This window comes from Arthrobacter sp. K410C (genome assembly GCF_059090105.1).
Map to the genome: position 1 here is coordinate 124,121 of NZ_JBNHFJ010000007.1, position 14,765 is coordinate 138,885.

Consider the following 14,765-nt stretch of genomic DNA (forward strand, 5'->3'; position numbering starts at 1 on the left):
AACGCCGCCACTTATCGCTGATAGTCACAACGCTATTTAGAGGGTCCCTGACTGTGGCGCTGAGGTGTACCCACCTCCACAGCCTGGGACAGGCGCCGGACTCCAAAAAGCGCACCGACGCCCAAACGAAGTCGTTCTGACGTGGCTTGAAACGGTTGGACGTGCCGCCACAAATGACGTATATGGGCCCCACCGCCTCCGCCGCGGTGACATCCAGGTGCCGGGCGAGCCGTCCCTAGTTCGACGGCGGCCATGCCCGGGTAGCGGTTCATCCTGCCGGCCGCTTCGGCCACGGCGGCGGTGGCTGCGGGCAGGGGCTCGTAGTGGCTTTCGTTGCTGGCGAGGGCGGCGATGTCCGCACCGACGCTGCGCCGGCCCGGGACTTAGGCGATTATAGCGCCACCGCTGCGGCGGTCGCATACACATCTGCCGGCATCCGCCGGTGCAGCTTCCACGTGATCGCAATCGGCTTCTCGCCCGAGTGCTGAGCGTAATCGACCTGTCCCAGGCAGGTATAGGGAACTGTCAGCCCCGACTCGTCGTTGGCTGTGTCCCTCGTGAAGATCAGAATCCTCGCGCCGTGGGAAGCCCGGTCAAGGTAGCGCCGTCCCGTCGGACTGGTAGGTGACGTCGCATTCTGCGACTCCCAGTGAAACAGCTCAGGACTGATTGCGTAGTCCTTGTACATCGTCGTCGCCGAGTGCTTCCTGTCGTCCTTATTCAGGGTGACAAAGAAGGCGTCGGTAGAAGTTGCCGGACACCACGCAACGCCCTCGCGGTGCTGCACGTTCTTGCCCTGTTCCAGCGAGCCGTACTGCAGCGCCGCCAGAACCTCCTCGCGCCGGTAGGTTGCATGCGAGAGCAACGGGATGTGCTGCAGCCCAGCACCTAAGCTCTTGGCTGCATGCTTCGATGCGGCCACTCCCAGCTTCACCACCTGGCGGATCTCGCGGCACACAAACTGGTAGCCGCGCAGGTGGTCCAGGCCGTCGTCGTACGTCTTGAATCCTCCGCCGTCATCCCACAGTGTGTAAAAAAGCATGCGGGCGAAGGCCTGCTCGCGCATGCCGAGCTCCGCGTAGCGGGGTGCGTCGGGAGCGACCAGCATGGAGTAGGCAGCGGCGCGTTCCGGGTCGTCCACGTGGATAAGCGCTGCCATACGGCCGAGCAGCTTCTTTTCCTCCGCGTCCGACAGCTCCTCAATCTTCCCGCGGAGCACGGTCTCCAGGGGTGAGAACCCTTCGATCAGCCCTGCCTGGCGGAGGTAGCCGGTCCACGAGTCCCTCGTGGACCGGTAGATCGTCTTCACGTCGTTCCCCGACCGCTTCAGATAGGCTTCCAGCTCGGTCTCCGCGTACGAGGCGATGTCCCGGACCAGCTGTGCCCGGTTGAACCGCAGCTGTGCCTTGATGTTGTCCAGCACCACATTCTGCGCCACCCGGTCGAGCACGATCTGCGAGCCGGACGGCAGGTGAGGGAACTCGTCCTCGACAGCCTTCTCCAGCTCCTTGCGGCCGTAGCCGGTCAGCGCCCGGTAGCGCAGGTCAAAGCGGAACTCACGGCGCTGCTGGCCGATGAAGTCCAGGACCGTCAGCACGGCTTTGCCCTCGGCACGGCGCAGCCCGCGTCCCAGCTGCTGGAGGAAGACCGTGGCGCTCTGCGTGGGCCGGAGCAGCAGGATGGTGTCCACCTGCGGCAGGTCCAGGCCTTCGTTGAAGAGGTCGACGGCGAAGATGCAGTTGATCTCCCGCTGCCCCAGTCGCCTGAGGGCTTCCTCGCGGTCGGCATTGTCCGTGGTGCCGTCGACGGCGACGGAGGCAATGCCGGCTCTGTTGAACACCTCGGCCATGTAGCGGGCATGCTGCACCGAGACGCAGAACCCGATGGCCCGCATCTGGTCGGTGCTGGTGACCTTGTCCCTGAGTTCGCGGATCACCTTCGCGGCGCGGGCGTCGTTTCCGGTGTAGAGGGCGCTCAGTTGGTTGGTGTCGTAGTTGCCGCGTTTCCATTCCAACTGGCTGAGGTCGACGTCGTCAGAGACGCCGAAGTAGTGGAACGGCACCAGCAGGTCGGCGTCCAGTGCGTCCCAGAGCCGCAGTTCGCTGGCGGTACGGCCATCGAAGAATTGCTTGGCGACGTCGACGCCGTCACCGCGTTCCGGCGTCGCCGTTAGCCCTAGGAGCTGGTGCGGCTGCAGGTAATCAATCAGGCGGCGGTAGGTGGGCGCCATAGCATGGTGGAACTCATCGATTACGACGACGTCGAAGAAGTCCGGCTCCAGTTGTTCGATGCCGAGCGACGACAGTGACTGGACGGAGGCGAAGATGTGCTTCCATTCATTGGGCTTGTGCTCCCCAACGTAGAGTTCGCCGAAGGCACCGTCCTGCATAACGTCGCGGTAGGTTCGCATCGCTTGCTTGAGGATCTCCTGCCGGTGGGCGATGAAGAGCAGTTTTAGGTCTCTGCCCGCAGTCTCGCTTAGCCGTTTGTAGTCGAGCGCGGCAATGACTGTTTTACCGGTGCCCGTGGCCGCGACCAGGAGGTTGTCGTTGAAACCCTTGAGGCGCTCCGCTTCCAGGTCCTCCAGCATCTCCTCCTGATGGAGGAAGGGCTGAATTTCAAGGCCGGTAACTTCGTTCGGTGCCGCGGTGCGGCGGCCACCGTTGCGTTCCAGTGCGGCGTCCAACTTCTCGCCATCGCGTTCTGGATCATAGCTTTGGAAGACTCGTTGCTCCCAGTAGCTGTCAAAGGTGACCTCGAACTTCTGCAGGAGGGCTGGCGTTGCTACCGAGCTGAGACGGACGTTCCACTCCAGCCCATCGAGCAGCGCAGCCTGGCTCAGATTGGAGCTGCCTACGTAGGCAGTGTCGAACCCAGTGTTTCGCCGAAACAACCAGGCTTTGGCGTGCAGCCTTGTTGCCTGGGTTTCGTAGCTGATCTTGACTTCGGCCCCGTACCTGTTGACGAGCTCGTCAATGGCGCGGCGCTCCGTAGCTCCCGTATAGGTGGTGGTAATGACTCGGAGCTTTGCTCCACGTTCTTTGAGTTGCTCAAGCGCTGGCTGAAGCAGCCGCAGGCCGGTCCATCGGACGAAAGCACATAGGAGATCAACCGTGTTGGCGGACTCCATCTCGGCCCGGAGCTCGGCCGCGAGATTCGGATCATCCTTGCTGTTGGTGAGAAGCGCGGAGTCGCTGAGCTTGGTGGTGGGACGGCGAAGTTGGCGTCGCTTAAGCGTGTCCGGGCGATGGAGTGACTGAAGCTGGGTGGGGCCAGGGGCTATTCGATCTGAGGTTTTGAGTTCCTGAAGTAGACGGTTGGCCAGCCCGACCCTATTTGCGGGCCTAGCTGCAGCGAGCGCTTGACGGACGGCGCCAGCTACGTGGCGGGAGAGGACGTCCGGAGCGTCTTCGTCTTCTATGTCCGCGAAGGTTGGCTGCAGTTCCGACTCGTAATTCAGCAAATCGCCGAGCGCGTCCGTGCTGAGTAATTCGTACAGGCCCTCGGGCAGCTTCGCTGCCGCCTCTCCCCCAATGAAGTTAGTCACTTCGCCAGGGTATTGTCCAACGAGCCAAGCAACAAACTCCGACTATCCGCGTCCCCTTTCGCATATGGAAGTCCATAGATCGATTCGTGCGAGGACTGGAATATCTCTGTCTTCTCGCGTCGCACGGCCCTGAATTTGAATGAGATCAATAAAGCGAGGTGGATCGATACTTGGCAATTAGAGGGAGCAGCCTCGCACCCCGCATGGCTATGATTCCCTTGGTCATTGATAAAAACAACGTTTGAAAGTGCAGCAGGAAATTCCCAGCTTCAAGGAAATAAAGGCCTACTCGGACCGCTGTCTGTACTCATGTGGCCTAAGGACCTGACTACGATTCACATGTTCTACAAACGCCCGCTGGCGAAAGGACCATAAAACAGGCGGGACACGTACCCGGAGGTACTCCGACCTTTTGAGGGATCTGGACGCCAAGACGCTCGGCTAGCAGCTTCGCCTCAGGAATAGCTTTGCTAAAGGGCCCGTGGTTCACTCTGAACCGTCTGCCTTCGGCTGACTGGATGGCTGAAAGCATCACATGCAACCCGTGCCTAGAGCGGTAATGACGCCAGCGGTCGGGGTCCCCAGGTTCGATGCAGTACAGGTCGGGATCGGACCACAGCGCGATGGCCGCTTTTCCCGTCGTCTTTGACGTCACTGTCACCCCTAAGGGGACTTTCGACGCGGTCAATACTTTAATTGCGGCCGGAAGGGGATCCTTTACCCGGACCGAGATTTGCAGGCTAGTTGGCCCCAGCACTTCGGCGTCATATCCGTGGCCGTCGGCCGCCATGATCACAGCGTCCAGCTGAGGGTGCTGAGAGAAGGTCTGGAGCTCATCGTAGACGTCGGCGGTTTCCAGAGGTCGGCCGCCGGGCGCGGAGAGGCATTCGGTGTATTCGGTCACAAGTGGAAGCGGGACAGAGCTCAGGTCGAGGTCTCTGCATCTATCGTGCAATCTTTTCGCTTCTTGGGTAGCCGGCGAGGTTGCCGTGTTGTCGACTCTGCGGCGCACGCAGGTCAGAGCGACGGCAGCCAGTGCTTTCGCCTCGTCGCCCATGCCGGCAGTATGTGCCTGGTCGAGAGCCTTGGTTAAGAACGAGGTGACGAGCCTTATGGGTTCGGGGTCGTGTTCTTTCCAGTCCCCCGCGCAATAGAAACACAGCGCGAGGCGCGCGAGGCCAAGGTAGGAGACTGTGCTGAGTCGGCCGGGCATTGTGGCAAAAACCCTGACCCGGTCGCGCCTGGCTTTCTTGATCCTGTCCGGGTCAGCTGCATGTGCCAGTGGTTCTATGGGCTCGGGGTTGTCAGGGGGCGGTGGGATCTGTTCATCGGGGTAGACGGCGGCGTCGGCGTCGAGCTCCCCGGCTTCGCTCGAATCGAAGTTCTCCCACCCTGTTGACTGCACCGGTGTTGGGAGGCCGAGGGCGAAGCCTGAGAAGACGGGGCCGTGAAGGTGCTGCGCAGTTTGCTCAAGTTCCCACAGCCATGCGGCCGGCTCCTCTTCAAATTCTGTGTTGCGTTCTGCTCCCGATGCTGTGGAGGTGCCAGTGCTGCGGGTGGACGGGCTTTTGAGTGCGCTGACATCTTCGTGGATTTTTGTCAGCTGGCCTGCGAATGCGTCGAGATAGCGCAGATCGACTCCGAGAAGATCCTCGCGCGACTTGATCCGCGGGCCACCGGCTGCGCGCCCGACCGCCGGTCTCATTCTGAGCCGCTCCGGCACGGAAGCAGGCACGGCCGGTCCTCGTGCCAGGATGGTTCTGTCGACGCCCGCCCAGTTGAGTCGGAGCAGTGCGGTGTCTCCCAGCTGGTCAGCGGGAAACGAAGCAGTGTTGTGCCCGGTAACCATCGTGCCGAGACCATTCCAAGAGTCGTTGAGCGGGTTATTGGTATATTCGACCTCAACGGCGAATGGGACTGCATAGGCCAGCTCGATTTTTAGTTCATTGCCGGCGAGCACCGCGCTAAGCAGCTGGGGCACAGCGAGCCCGGTTGTCTGTGGATCAAGAGCCGCGATCCGTAGCGCCGGAATATCTGTGATGCTCTCCAGCTGCCCACAATGGTTTGGGTCAAGCCCGGGCTCGGGCCATAACGATTCGTCAATGTTTGTGCGAATCCCGAGCTCGACGTTTCCACCGCGACTTACAGTGTTGAGCATGGCTGCGGCCGACAGATTCGCGCTGCCTGTCAGCACTTGGCGGCGTTGTCCCCGACGCCATTCTACCAATTTCGCATGGCGGTACCGACGTGAAGTATCGGCGACTATGGTCAGACCTGTCTGGTCCCCCAGGACAGTAGCCAAGGCTTGGGGTTCGATTACGGTCAGACTTGGTTGGACAATAAGGGTGAGCTTTGGGGTCGGGAAATGTTCTACCAGGGCACTGACCGCGCTTGCGTGTTCGTCAATGAAGGGCGCGTACAGGGTCAACTCATCTACCGGTCCACCTGGCAGCTGTGACAGGAAAGATCGGTCGAGATTGGTGATGAGTTGAGCGCCGTCATCAATGGGAGTGAAGTGTTCCAGCGTGGCGCGCAGCCGGGAAACAACCCTGTCCAATGCGGCAGCATGGTCCGACCCGAGCCGCACACTGCCAGGCAGTAGTTCAAGCCACGTAGCTAAAGCGAAAAGCGCCTGCGGTGCCTGCCCGTCCTCGGCGCGAAGCACATTCCACAATTCCGAGTTGTGCTGCCACCCGCCCATCGTCAGATTCCCTGACCCAATCAGCGCTAACACCCGGTCATCTCCCACAAGGAGAGTTAGTTTCGGGTGAAAAGCGCCGCTGTGCGACGCAAGACCAACGAGATACTCGGTACCTGCGCCTTTCATGGCAAGCGGATCGGGGCACCACATCCCGGCATCGGCAATGACTGTGACCCGTGCACCCATCGACTGGCAAAGCCCCAGGACGCCGCGCTCCAGGAACGCGACGTCGGCATTGAATGTCAGGAAAAGCGCTTCTTCGACATCCCAGTCACCGCTCGCTTCCATTTCATGGAATAGTGCCTGTACGTTCAACGGGCCTGCTACCGCGCTCACTGGTTCTGACCGTTCCGTGTAAGGGTCCAGCGCTCAGCCCCTGACCCTGAGTCGCCACGGACGCGCCTGACCATGCCAAGGCCACTCATCACTTGGGTGAGTTGATCCCACCGCAGGGACACCGGACCCCCTCCTTCATTGGATTCCCGGAATGCGTAGCCGTCCCTCACTGTCAGCCTCGCCGGAACCCGCCATCGTCCGTTGGTGAAGGATGACTTGCTCATTGCGACGCGTTGGGACCGGGCAAGGAGCACGCCTGTGAGCTCGAATGCGACGTCACGCACTGATTGATCGTTCCGCTGGTCCAGGAAGTCCCTTAACCATGAGGGCGTGAGTTCGTAGTTCCGTCGTTCGCGTTCTGCGCTTTCGAAATATGGCGCCACGTGCTCAGAGAGCCGGCCGACACGGCCGGCTCCGATCATGAGCCACGCCAGCTTTTCCGGGCCGGTTTCCGTCAAGTCAATTGCGGGACTGTACTCGGCGTCGACCAGCTTGCCTCCTTCCACGCCGTTGGGAAGTTCTTCGCGAAAACTTGAGAGCTTCTGGTCTGTTAGGTGCTCTGAGAGTGCACCTTGCAGCTTAGCGATGGGGACAGCTCCCGTCACGTGGTCGTTGACCAGCCAGCGCCATAGGTCCCGCCAGGCCCCCGTATACCAGCGTCTCAGGACGACCCCCCGCCATGCAGGAAGAATCTCCAAATCCCGCAGTTGATCGTCGGTGTAGGTTCTTGAGTCAGCTATGAGCTTTCGGCTCAGTTCAAGTGACAAATTATCGGGCTCATACATTTCTATGAGCCGGCCGAGCATGAGAGCCGTCTGTGTCCGACGGCTTCGGGTGCCGACGTCCCCCAGGAGCTGGGTCGGGAACATGACTGACCGCAACCAATTGCGTTCAAGTGCGTGCTGACCGCAAAGGCAAAGGCTTGAGTACCCCTCCAGGGTGTTACAGGGGATGGAGTTCATTTTGGCGAGATCGAGGAGCCCCTCGAATGCGAGCCTCAGGCCACGCTCATCTGACTTGGGCCCTGGGGACATCAACTCCCCCCCCTGAAGTAATGAGCCCGAGCAGACGTTCGCTAGCCAGATAGGGCCCTAGAAATCCTCGCTTAGCTTTGGCATATGAGCCGGGTGCGGCAAGTTCCGCGACGTTCAATTGCCCGCTCCGCATCGAAGCCGAAATGATGTCGTGGCCGTGGGCTTGTGACATACCAAGGTGCTGATCAGGGAATCGTTGAGCATGGAGAATCGAGATGGCCCCGAATACGACCTCGCAGCGCCGCAACGTATCCACCGGGTCGAGATCCTTATGCGTGGACAACGCCGCGGCCACGTAAGCGTGCAAAGAATAATAGCGTGCGTGCGGTGTCACGGTAGTGACGCCGGGAAGCAATTCCTCTACCCGACGCATCGGGTAACCCTCGACCGCAAGCGGAAACCTTCCGGTGATCAGGCCGTCGTCTCGCCCCGACCATCGTGGAGCTTCGCTACTCACCTAATCTCCTTAGCTCGAAAGCTAGTTCTGACAATGAATCGGGGCAAATACATGTATACGCTTGCTCATACCTCCCGATGTCTGCCGGCAATTCTCCGTGAAGTGTTTAGTTTGGCGCCTGGACATGCCGGCTCAATCGCCCCACCCTTCGAAGTGTCGCCATGGGGCCACGATAGCGGGACCAACCGCCTCTTCCTTATCGGCACGCCGCCGCGAACCCGTCGGGTACAAGCGGGTGGTTCGCCTCAGAGGTCGTCCACGACGTGTACCAAAGCTGGGCGCCTTTCGCCTGGATGTACCTGGCGCACCGCCCTCTACATTCGCCCGACCAAAGCCGGGCGCACCCTCCGAAAGGCAAAGCCTGATTCAGTCGATAAGCACCGGCTGAATGGCGTCGTCCGATGTTTCCACAACGGGCGAAACCTTCCCGCTCCGGTGGTGCAGCCAGTTCGCCACCGCCAGGAGCGCCACCAGCACGGAAGTGCTTAGGAGCTGGGGACGCGAATCCTCGCCGATGAAACCCACCGTGAAGATCGCCGTGAGGACGCCCAGACCAAATACCGTGAGCCACGGAAAGCCGGGCAAGCGCAAGGGAAGCTCCGTTCCTTCGCGGTCGGCGCGGAGCCACAGCGCGAGCTGGGCGAGCAGCGCGGACGTCCACACCAGCAGGCACGTCGAACCCACGATGTTGAGGAGGACGGGAGGGACCTTCCCCGGGAAAGCCAACTTTAGCACCACCGTGACAACACCGAAGGCGACGCTGGCCAGGACCGCGACAACCGGGACCCGGGCCTTGGACACCGAGAAAGCAGGCGTGGTTCTTCACCCCGCTCCGCTAGGGAGTGCGCCATCCGTGACGCGTCGTAGAGGTTGGCGTTGAGGGCGTAGAGCAGAGCTGCCACAGCCACCAGGGTGATGGCAGTGGCCCACCGGGCATGCCGGCGGCGTCCAGCACTGCCGCGAACGGGCTCTTTAGCCCCGCCGAGCCCACTGGAACAACCACCGCGACACGAAGATGGCACCGATGTAGAAGACCAGAATGCGCCACAGCACCACTCGGACTGCCTTCGTCACGCTCTGCCGGCCGGCTCAGCAGTCTTAGCTGCCGCTACCGAGACAATCTCGGTGGCGCCGAACGCAAACACCACCATGAAGAGCGCCGTGGCAATACCGGCGAAACCGTCGGGGGCCGAAACCGGCACCCCTGACGTTGGCTAGGGCCGGCGACTGCACGCCCGGCAGCCAGCCGAAGAGCAGCGCAGCGCCGACCAGAAGGAACCCGACGAGGGCCGCCACCTTAGGCAGGGAAATAACTTCGACTCGTTTCCCTCGGATTCTTCTGGGCGTCGGCGTAACGCCTGATAATCGGTGCGAAGGGAACCCAGCCGGCGGCCATCGGGCAAGTCCCAGAACGACCACCCGTTTGTCGTCCCACCGCGCATGTGGTGACCGGCGTCCGAAGGAGAACTAACCTCCTGCCAATGTCCGTTATCAGATCGCCCGTTGCCAGGAGCTCGCATCGGCAATCACCCCCCATGTCCGAACCGTGCACACAGGATTGTGCCGACGGGAAGCAACCCCGAGGCCACTAGCTCTCGCTTGGTGTTTCCCGTAGGCGTCAGGCCCCGCTTCTCTTCTGAGGCCGGGCCTTGCTGTGTCATACAAGCCTGTTTTTCGGCTCAATCCGTGGCAACTGGTACGTCCTAACAGTGAACCTCACCAAGCGCAAGTATTGTGAGCATAAGCAATAGCACCGTATTGGGGGAACCAGTGACAGGGCCGTCGCATCCGCGCACAATTTTGGATGTCATCATCTCGGATGTCGAAACAGATGTCCGCCTGCTTGGCGTGTGCGCTGGCTACGAAAGCCAAGAGTGGCGCTATAAGCAACTGGTGGGCGATTTCATCCGCTGGGCACCTGACTGGATTCTAAAAAAGTCCGAAATCAGGGACTTGGGAGGCCACAACATGATGGACCTCGCAGCCAAGGCTTTGAAGCGGATTTACATCAGCGAGAAGTATGAGCACCGTGGCGAACTCGGGGAACTCCTGCTGCACATGATTCTTCGCAAGTTCATGGGCGCTGACAGGGCCATCAATCGCATCTTTTTCAAGGACGCCCCTAACGATACCGTCAAGGGCTTCGACGGAATATTCGTGGTGCCCTTTGAGGATGAGGCTGGCCAAACGGAACTGGAACTATGGCTGGGAGAGTCTAAGTTTTACAAGGATTCCGCCCGTGGTGTCCGTGATGTGCTCGAAGAACTGGAACTGCATTTAGCCACGGACTATTTGCGCACTGAGTTTGCTGCCATCACAGACAAGATCGAGCCCGACTGGGAACACGCCTCGCAACTGACCAAATTGCTTGACGAAAGCGTTTCACTGGATGAGGTTTTCAAGCGGGTTGTCATCCCCGTGTTCATCACGTTCGACAGCGAAATCACGCAGCGGCACAGGACACACACTGCTGAGTATGTAGCCGAGATGACAGAGTTTGTCCAGCACCAGTATTCGGGATTCCAGAAGCGCATCGCAGACCGCAACCTTCCCGCAAGCATCCGGGTTCATCTGATTCTTATGCCCCTTGCCACCAAGGAAATCCTACAAGCCGAGTTCGATGGGAGGCTGAAAGCATGGCAGCAACTTTAACGGATATTAAAAGTGTCCTAAACTCCCCGAATCCTGTTCCCGACCCTTTTGGCCTGCTGCACTCCATCACTACCCTTACTGCTGTCCACGGTCATACTCCCGAACTTAGGGAACTGGTGGTCCGAGCACTAGACAAGGTTGAGCAGTTCCAAAGGGAAAAGCCGCTGCTGATGGCACTGGCGCGTGAGTTCGGGTTGTATCCCTACATGGATACTGAGGGACTGACCCTCACTGATGCTCTGGCCCTGGAAATGCACCGCCCGGACAACCTTGACGGTGTGGTTTTTTCCAGCATTCAGGCAGCGGTGTACCTGGATTTGATGGAAGGGCGCAACGTCATCCTGTCCGCGCCCACATCCTTCGGAAAGTCCCTGATTGTTGATGCTCTTGTTGCCAGCGGGAAGTATGACCAAATCGTTTTGATCGTGCCTACCATCGCGCTGATTGATGAGACGAGACGGCGATTGAGCGACAGACAAACGGGCCACAAGATTTACACGCATCCCGGTCAGGCTTACGCGGAGCGCAACCTCTTTGTTCTAACGCAGGAACGCTACCTTGCTCTAGTGGATCCGCCCCGCCCGGATTTGTTCTTCGTTGATGAGTTTTACAAGTTGGATGAGCGCAGCGGCGACAACCTCAGTGGGCGTGCAGCGCTCCTGAACCAAGCCCTGTATCGCCTTATGAAAACCGGAGCACAGTTCTATCTTGCTGGCCCGAACATCCATGAGTTGAGCGCCATGGTGCCAACCAATGTTTCGCGGACCTTGCGGGTTACGGATTTTTCCACCGTTGCGGCGAATGTGCACCGGCTTCCGTCGACCAGCGCTGAACAGCGTAAAACGATGGTGAAACTGCTGGCATCCACCCTGACTGGCGGCACAATGATTTATTGTGGCAGCCCGAAGCGCGTCCGGGAAGTAGTGGGCTGGCTAACAGAGGATGAAAACGCCGTTTACGGGACCGGGATGCCGGAGGCGGCTGATTGGCTGGAACGTGAATACAGCGAGGACTGGGCGCTGCCCAAGGCCCTAAGGAAGGGTATTGGTTCCCATCACGGACGGCTCCCGCGCTGGTTGGCTCACAAAGTTGTTTCCGGGTTCAATGACCGGAGCCTTGGAGTTCTGGTATGCAACAACACCTTGATTGAAGGCGCAAACACCACTGCCAAGAACGTCATCGTTCTAGACCGCACGCTTGCCCGGCGCACTTACAATTTTTTTACTTTCATGAACATCAGGGGCCGTGGCGGTAGGATGTTCAAGCACTTCGTTGGCGACATTTTTCTATTCCACGATGCCCCAGAGCCAGAGAATAACGCGGTGGACATTCCGGGGTTGAGTCAGAGTGATGATGCTCCAACCTCCTTGCTGCTTTCCATTGAGGCACAGGACAGGACACAGCGCACCAACGAACGGCTTAGTCCTGTCCTTTCCCAGCGAGTGTTGAGTCTGGAAACGATGAGGACAAATCAGGGTGTGGCTCCTGAGGCCCAGATTCTGTTGGCTGAGCACCTGCAGCAGTTGCCGCTTTCTCGCACACGGAACCTGACATGGACCACCGCGTATCCGAACCATGCTCAGTTGGCAGCGCTAATGGATCTGATCTGGGAATACATCCCTCCTGACGGAGCATCACGCCACGGTGCTGTGTCCGCTGCCCAGTTGACGCTCTACACTTTCTGGGTTGCTGGTGCTGAGGGAAATCTTCGGGAGGTCATGGACCGATTCACGCAGCCGAATCCTCAATACGATGGCAGGGAAACCCATAACGACAAGGTCGACAAGGCCTTTGATTTCATGCGCTTCTGGATAGACCACAACCTCCCAATGTTGGTCCGGGCTACTGACCGGATTGCTGAGGAAGTTTTTACCCGCCGTGGCATTACTCCCGGCAAGTAGGGTGGTTTTGCTTCCCGCATGGAGGACGGGTTCCAGCCACACCTGCTCCTGACGCTGGAGGAGTACGGGATCCCTGTCCAGATTTCCAAGAAACTGACGCGCTGGATCTCCGGCTACCGGACTCTGGATGAACTGCTGGATAAGATTGCCGCTCTTCCTCCCGAGGCGATGAATGGGCTGGACCTGTTCGAACAAAACACGGTGATGACGACCATGGTTAGCCTGAGGCCCCCCGGCTGGCAGTTCCCGCTATTCGGACGGCAGTAGGGATGATGTCCCCTCTCATACACTGGTTCAATCTCACCGGCTGAGCAGGGCAAGGAATCCCAAGACCTGACCTTTCAGTTCCTCGATGAAGTGGAGCGCCACGGGTTCACGGAGGCTGAAAAGGAAGTAGTCCTGGCCCCCACGCGTTTCCGTCCATCCAAGGTCATGGAAACTAAGGGCGGGAAGTTCAGCAGCCCCGAGGAATGGACTGCGGCCCTTGAAGCGGCTCGCCAGACCGAACGGCGTTCTTACAGGAACTAGATGAGCAACATGGCAACGTGCCCTTCGTGTGGATTCATCTCCTCTGCGGGAATGGAAACGCAGCGCCATACTGGCCGGTCCAGTCCAGTCCGGAGGGCAAAACGGAGGCGACGCCCTCGCAAAAGCCAGGGCGTCGCCGTCGTACATGTCATACCGCCTGTTTCAGTCGATAAGCACCGGCTGCTTGGCGTCATTCGCAGACCCGACACCGGGCGAAGCCTTCCGGTTCCGGTGATTCACCCAGCACCCCACCGCCAGAAGCGCCACCAGCGTGAAGGTGCTCAAGAGCTGCGGCCGCGAATCCTCGCCGATGAACCCGACCGTGAAGATCGCCGCGAGGATCAGCAGGCCAAGGCCCGTGAGCCACGGGAACCCGGGCATCCGCAGGGGAAGCTCTGTTCCCTCGCGGTCGGCGCGGAGGCGCAGCGCGAGCTGGGCCAGGAGCGCGGAGGTCCACACCAGCAGGCAGGTCGAGCCGACGATGTTGAGCAGGACGCCGAGCACCATTTCGGGGAAGGCCATCTCAAGAACCACCGTGACAACGCCGAAGGCGACGCTGGCCAGGACCGCCACAACCGGGACCCGGGCCTTGGACACCGAGGCCAGAACACGAGGCGCCTCGCCCCGCTCGGCCAGGGAGTACGCCATCCGGGAGGCACCATAGAGGTTGGCGTTCAGGGCGGAAAGCAGTGCCGCCACGGCCACCAAAGTGATGGCGGTGCCCGCCCCGGGCATGCCGGCAGCCTCCAGCACTGCGGCGAACGGGCTCTTCAGCCCCGCAGACCCCACGGGAACCACGGCAGCGATGACGAAGATGGCACCAATGTAGAAGACCAGGATGCGCCACAGCACGGTCCGGACTGCCTTCTTTACGCTGCGGGCCGGCTCAGCCGTCTCGGCTGCCGCCACGGACACGATCTCGGTGCCGCCGAACGCGAACGCCACCACGAACAGCGCCGTCGCAATCCCGGCAAACCCGCTGGGCGCGAAGCCCTCGCCCACGAAGTTGGCCAGGCCCGGCGACTGCACGCCCGGCAGCCAGCCGAAGAGCAACGCGGCGCCCACCAGGAGGAACCCGACAATGGCCGCCACCTTGAGCAGGGCGAACCAGAACTCGAACTCGCCGAAGTTCTTCACGCTGGTCAGGTTCACGGCGGTGAGCACCACGATGAACACGAAGGCCATCAGCCACACCGGCAAGGCCGGGAAGATGGTGGCCAGCAGCCCTGCCGCACCGAGCGCCTCGGCCGCAATCACCACCACCAGCTGCAGCCACCACAGCCAGCCCACCGTGGCGCCCGCCACCGGCCCGTAGGCCTTGGCGGTATACACGGAGAAGGCGCCGCTGTCCGGGTTGGCGGCCGCCATCTCGCCGAGCGCCCACATCACCAGGATGATGAGCGTGCCGGCCACGAGGTAAGAGATCAGCACCGCCGGGCCGGCGGCCTGGATGCCCGCGCCGGAGCCGATGAACAGGCCCGCGCCGATCGCGCTGCCCAGGCCCATCATCGTGAGCTGCCGGGGTTTGAGGGCCGCGCCGAGGGCGCGGTCAGACGTCTTCGTCTGTTGTTCCATGGGGATTCCTCTTATGTGTAGGTGGAACGGGGTT

At 60.6% G+C, this 14,765-nt stretch carries 7 protein-coding genes and 1 pseudogene; 3 read left to right on the forward strand and 5 right to left on the reverse strand.

Annotated elements, in window-relative coordinates:
* Positions 1-391 precede the first annotated feature (391 nt).
* The 4 genes and pseudogenes from AC5RU7_RS12285 to AC5RU7_RS12300 form a co-directional block, all read right to left on the reverse strand.
* Positions 392-3,511, reverse strand: coding sequence for a DEAD/DEAH box helicase (locus tag AC5RU7_RS12285; protein WP_494052518.1), 3,120 nt, complete (start codon positions 3,509-3,511; stop codon positions 392-394).
* Between the two features lie 364 nt (positions 3,512-3,875).
* A complete protein-coding gene (locus AC5RU7_RS12290; RefSeq protein WP_494052455.1) occupies positions 3,876-6,584 on the reverse strand; it encodes a hypothetical protein in 2,709 nt (902 codons plus the stop codon).
* On the reverse strand, positions 6,581-7,282 hold the full coding sequence (locus tag AC5RU7_RS12295; RefSeq protein ID WP_494052456.1) for a hypothetical protein: 702 nt from the start codon (positions 7,280-7,282) through the stop codon (positions 6,581-6,583). Before AC5RU7_RS12295 ends, AC5RU7_RS12290 begins: the two co-directional genes overlap by 4 nt.
* A 1,159-nt stretch (positions 7,283-8,441) precedes the next feature.
* A pseudogene (locus AC5RU7_RS12300) lies at positions 8,442-9,383 on the reverse strand (amino acid transporter); the annotation flags it as partial.
* A 426-nt stretch (positions 9,384-9,809) separates the two neighbouring features.
* Between AC5RU7_RS12300 and AC5RU7_RS12305 the strand changes: the two are divergent.
* From AC5RU7_RS12305 to AC5RU7_RS12315, 3 genes are read left to right on the forward strand one after another with little or no spacing between them, the layout of a single operon-like run.
* The gene (locus AC5RU7_RS12305; RefSeq protein ID WP_494052457.1) at positions 9,810-10,727 is read left to right on the forward strand and encodes a HamA C-terminal domain-containing protein; all 918 of its coding nucleotides are present in this window, start codon (positions 9,810-9,812) and stop codon (positions 10,725-10,727) included.
* Positions 10,712-12,628, forward strand: coding sequence for a DEAD/DEAH box helicase (locus AC5RU7_RS12310; RefSeq protein WP_494052458.1), 1,917 nt, complete (start codon positions 10,712-10,714; stop codon positions 12,626-12,628). Before AC5RU7_RS12305 ends, AC5RU7_RS12310 begins: the two co-directional genes overlap by 16 nt.
* 18 nt (positions 12,629-12,646) lie before the next feature.
* The gene (locus AC5RU7_RS12315) at positions 12,647-12,895 is read left to right on the forward strand and encodes a hypothetical protein (RefSeq protein WP_494052459.1); all 249 of its coding nucleotides are present in this window, start codon (positions 12,647-12,649) and stop codon (positions 12,893-12,895) included.
* 423 nt (positions 12,896-13,318) lie between these two features.
* On the opposite strand, the gene AC5RU7_RS12320 is transcribed toward AC5RU7_RS12315, so the two are convergent.
* The gene (locus AC5RU7_RS12320) at positions 13,319-14,731 is read right to left on the reverse strand and encodes an amino acid permease (protein ID WP_494052460.1); all 1,413 of its coding nucleotides are present in this window, start codon (positions 14,729-14,731) and stop codon (positions 13,319-13,321) included.
* Between the last annotated feature and the right edge of the window lie 34 nt (positions 14,732-14,765).

Excerpts from the sequence above, each read along its gene's own strand:
- AC5RU7_RS12320 (WP_494052460.1), bottom strand. The coding sequence starts at position 14,731 with ATGGAACAACAGACGAAGACGTCTGACCGCGCCCTCGGCGCGGCCCTC.
- AC5RU7_RS12315 (WP_494052459.1), top strand. The coding sequence starts at position 12,647 with ATGGAGGACGGGTTCCAGCCACACCTGCTCCTGACGCTGGAGGAGTAC.
- AC5RU7_RS12310 (WP_494052458.1), top strand. The coding sequence starts at position 10,712 with ATGGCAGCAACTTTAACGGATATTAAAAGTGTCCTAAACTCCCCGAAT.